General features: G+C 40.3%; 4 protein-coding genes. 3 read left to right on the top strand and 1 reads right to left on the bottom strand.

Annotated features, from left to right (window positions below; all coding sequences use genetic code 11):
• Window positions 1-95 precede the first annotated feature (95 nt).
• Entirely contained in the window at window positions 96-1,499 is a 1,404-nt protein-coding gene (gene pdxR / locus AC1DRF_RS18870) for a MocR-like pyridoxine biosynthesis transcription factor PdxR (protein ID WP_477741392.1), read from the top strand.
• 146 nt (window positions 1,500-1,645) lie between these two features.
• On the opposite strand, the gene AC1DRF_RS18865 is transcribed toward pdxR, so the two are convergent.
• Window positions 1,646-2,365, bottom strand: a complete 720-nt coding sequence (locus AC1DRF_RS18865) for a poly-gamma-glutamate hydrolase family protein (RefSeq protein WP_340446824.1) — start codon at window positions 2,363-2,365, stop codon at window positions 1,646-1,648.
• Window positions 2,366-2,631: 266 nt separating this feature from the next.
• Between AC1DRF_RS18865 and AC1DRF_RS18860 the strand changes: the two genes are divergently transcribed.
• Together AC1DRF_RS18860 and AC1DRF_RS18855 are read left to right on the top strand one after the other, a co-directional pair.
• Entirely contained in the window at window positions 2,632-3,294 is a 663-nt protein-coding gene (locus AC1DRF_RS18860) for an MgtC/SapB family protein (protein ID WP_162214861.1), read from the top strand.
• Between the two features lie 337 nt (window positions 3,295-3,631).
• A partial coding sequence (locus AC1DRF_RS18855) for an NAD(P)-dependent oxidoreductase (protein ID WP_477741391.1) occupies window positions 3,632-3,905 on the top strand: 274 nt, incomplete at its 3' end.

The following is a 3,905-nucleotide window of genomic DNA, read 5'->3' as shown; positions in this document are numbered from 1 at the left end:
GGATAAGATATAGTCCAGTTTATAAAGAAACTGAATGGAGAGTAAGTGTCAGAAACGGTAATTTTAATAGTATCAGTTAGAAAGGAACGAACACCATGTTAGAGTTAATGCCTTTGCTTGATAAAAGAAAAACAGATCCCTTGTACATGCAGCTTTATATCTACATAAAAAAACAAATTCAAAAAGGTACCATTCCGCCTCATGAAAAACTGCCTTCCAAACGAAAGCTAGCTCTTCATTTAAGCATTAGCCAAAATACGGTTGAAGCAGCTTATGTACAGTTAGAAGCTGAAGGCTATATCGAGATACTAGCCAGGAAAGGAGCATTTGTAAAAGAGATAAAAAATGAAGTCGTGCTTCAAAAACAGCCTCCCGCCTATGTCTCTTTCCCGCAAGAAGAACGGAAATCGACTGCTATTGATTTTAGCCACGGAAAGATAGATGTGGAGAAATTTCCGTATAATACGTGGAAAAAACTAACGGTGCAAGCTATTTATCATGGTGAAAGCCAGCTTTTTTACAGCGGACATCCACAGGGAGAACTGCTTCTTCGCCAAGAAATTGCAGCATACCTTTACCACTCAAGAGGAGTGCGCTGCACAGCGGAGCAAATTGTGATAGGTGCAGGTACGCAGTATCTTATGTGGCTGCTTTCTGTCACGTTGGGGAAAGAAAAAATAATTGGGTTTGAAAATCCGGGTTTTCACCGGACGAGGCACGTTTTTCAAAAGCAAGGTATGTCGGTGATCCCTGTTTCTCTTGATGATTCTGGCTTGAAAGTGAAGGAACTGAAAGAAAGCGGAGCGGATGCCGTATACATTACGCCGTCTCATCAATTTCCCATTGGTATGGTCATGCCGATAGCAAGAAGACTTGAACTACTAGAGTGGGCGGCAGAAACGAATGGCTATATTATAGAAGATGACTATGACGGGGAATTTCGCTATAAAGGAAAACCCATTMCCGCACTTCAAGGATTAGATCAAGACGACCGCGTTATTTATACGGGAACGTTTTCAAAGTCTTTGATGCCTTCTCTTCGAATAAGCTATGCCGTGCTGCCACACCGGCTTCGTCCAAGCTATGTAAAGCACTGTGAACTTTTTAAACAGCCTGTTTCAAGACTTCATCAGCATACGCTTTTTCTGTTTATGAAAGAAGGGCACTGGGAACGTCACTTGAATAAAATGAGAACAGCATACCGCAAGAAACAAGCCCTGCTGCTAGATTGCTTGACTACTACTATGGGAGAACGTGTAGATGTTATTGGAGAACATTCTGGGTTGCATATTCTTCTTAAGGTAAAAAACGGAATGAATGAACAGAAACTAATTGAAGCAGCTGCCAAGCAAGGGGTATCAATTTATCCAACGTCTATTTATTATCATAGTGCCGGTGGCAACAACACGCCTTATGTATTGCTTGGATTTGCCGGACTATCTGACGAAGAGATAAAAACGGGCATAGATTCGCTGTTTAAAGCTTGGTTCGTCCAATAAGAAGTGAAATTAAAAAGTTCTTTAAACAAAAAGACTTTAAACGGTCTATTTTAGCGAGAGAAATAGATAAGAACCAGCGCGTTTGATTATACAGACTGCGCTGGCTTTTTTGTTTGGAAATCAAGGAACAGGCAGGAGTTGATAAGTTAGTGAACTTGAAAGTAAAGGAAAGTTTGATAGGAAGAAGATGCTTCTTGTAAGGAAGATACAAATGTATGGAAAAGCGGCGTTACATTCATGCGGTTGTTTCTCGACCAGTCGTGGTTTGCGAAAAATGATTTTCTTAGTTCGGCCGTCAGTTCAAGCTGTACTCCAGCTTTTAGCAGATTATCATTCACAATATTTTGTTCGCTTGTTCCAGCAATGTCAGAAGGGGCGTCACGGACTGTAAAGCCGTGTTTGCGCAGCGATTGCTTTACCAGCTCTTTATAAAGCTGATTTTTTCCGCCTACATATACGATAGGCTGACTACCGCTATAGCCGTGAATCGTCATGACGGACATACTTTGCTGAGCCATTTCTCTAGCAATCGGTTCGTCAAAGTTTTCTGAGGTTATGTGCAGAACTCCGTTGTTAGTGGACTTGATGCCTTCGAATAAATAATAAGAAGCGGAAAAGCGATCGGCGAGTTCTTTGGCGACTTCTGATGTGCCCGGTTCAATTCCTCCGCCGTGAATGGCCATAATGGATAGGTAGCTAAAGCGCTGTTCGTAGCGAATATCATAGTCTTGATGGAGAATCTCCTGCTGCTGCAGTTCTGCATAGGAAGAGTAAGAGTCACCGCTTGCATAAGAGGGAGGGAGAATCAAAAAGTAGCACATCAAAAGTAACAAAATGCTTGTACTCCATTTTAATAAACGGTTCATTAATAATCACCTCTATTTATCCTATGATAAATAGAGGTGATTATTAGTGTTTTCGCTTTTTGATAAAATGCCAGTTTACTTGAAACTCAATAGGCCCGCGTTCTAATCTTCACCACTCATCAAATCTGCTGTAATAATCGATAACTTTATCCACTTTGATTAGCCTCCACTTCAAAAAAAAGTTATAGTAAATTATAACGAAAATAGAAATAGTTAATAGGTGCGTTTATGAAAAAATGAAGATTAAGAGAAAGGAGGGGGGGGAAATGACCGCAGCTTTTATTAGTCGTCTCGCCCTATCAGGTCTGTTAGGAGCTTTGGTTGGATTAGAAAGAGAATTTAGAGCAAAAGAAGCGGGCTTTCGCACTCATTTTTTAGTTGCTGTCGGTAGCACGCTGATTATGCTAATTTCGAAATATGGCTTTTCAGATGTGCTTCATCAAGATCATATGGCCCTTGATCCGAGCCGGGTTGCAGCACAAGTAGTAAGCGGTATTGGTTTTTTAGGAGCAGGTATGATTATTATTCAAAAGCAGCATATTAGAGGGCTCACAACAGCCGCAGGCGTATGGGCAACGTCGGGAATTGGTTTAACCATTGGGGCGGGTATGTATACAGTCGGCATTAGTGCAACTATATTGGTGCTGATTGGCTTAGAAATATTGAACGTGATGTTTACATCTCTTTCTACTCATTCCCTTTTAATTAAGTTTCGTGCAGCGAATCAAGAGGATATTTATGAGCTCCTTGATAAGATTGAAAGGGAAAATATTATGATTTCATCCTATGAAATCCACCGAGACCATCATCAAGGTGAACTGTTTTATTTTGTTGAAATAAAAGGAAAAGCAAAAAAGAAAGGGAATAAAGTAGAATTGATTAAATCAATTCATTCTATGGCTCACGTGTTATTTATTGAAATTGAATAAGCACTTATTTATTTTTTGTCAAAGAGATTAAGGCATAACTAAATTAGTCTAAAGTCGAACAAATGGATAAAGGGACCAGTATGGATCGTTTATACACCGCGGGTGATTTCCATGCARGGCTTCGCTTTCCGCGGGCGGCCGGTGAGCCTTGCCCTTCAATCAAACGCTAGAAGYACCTACATATATATAACCTACGTTCGGATCTTCCTTCAACTAAAAAACTTTCGCTTCAGCCTCTTTATTCGTTCTCTATCTTGCTTAAATCATTTCGCAGTGTTTTAGCATAGMAAAAAAAGGCTATTACCTAAATATAGAGAATTTTACTGGAGGTTATAAAATGAAAATTGGAGTCGTAGGTGCTACAGGAAAAGCAGGAAGTTTTATCGTGAAAGAGGCTTTAAATCGCGGGCATGATGTAACGGCAATCGTACGTGATGCGGGCAAAGTAGAAGAACGGGATGTTCGTACATTGGAAAAGGACATCTTTGATATTACGGCAAACGATATTGAAGGTTTCGACGCAGTAGTGAATGCGTTTGGAGCTCCTGAAGGAAAAGAACATCTGCATGTAGAAGCGGGGCAATCGTTAATCCATGTATTTAAACAAGCTC

The organism is Priestia sp. P5_B4 (genome assembly GCF_056400385.1).
The sequence above is the reverse complement of the archived record's forward strand: the minus strand, read 5'-3'. Positions and strand labels throughout refer to the sequence as shown.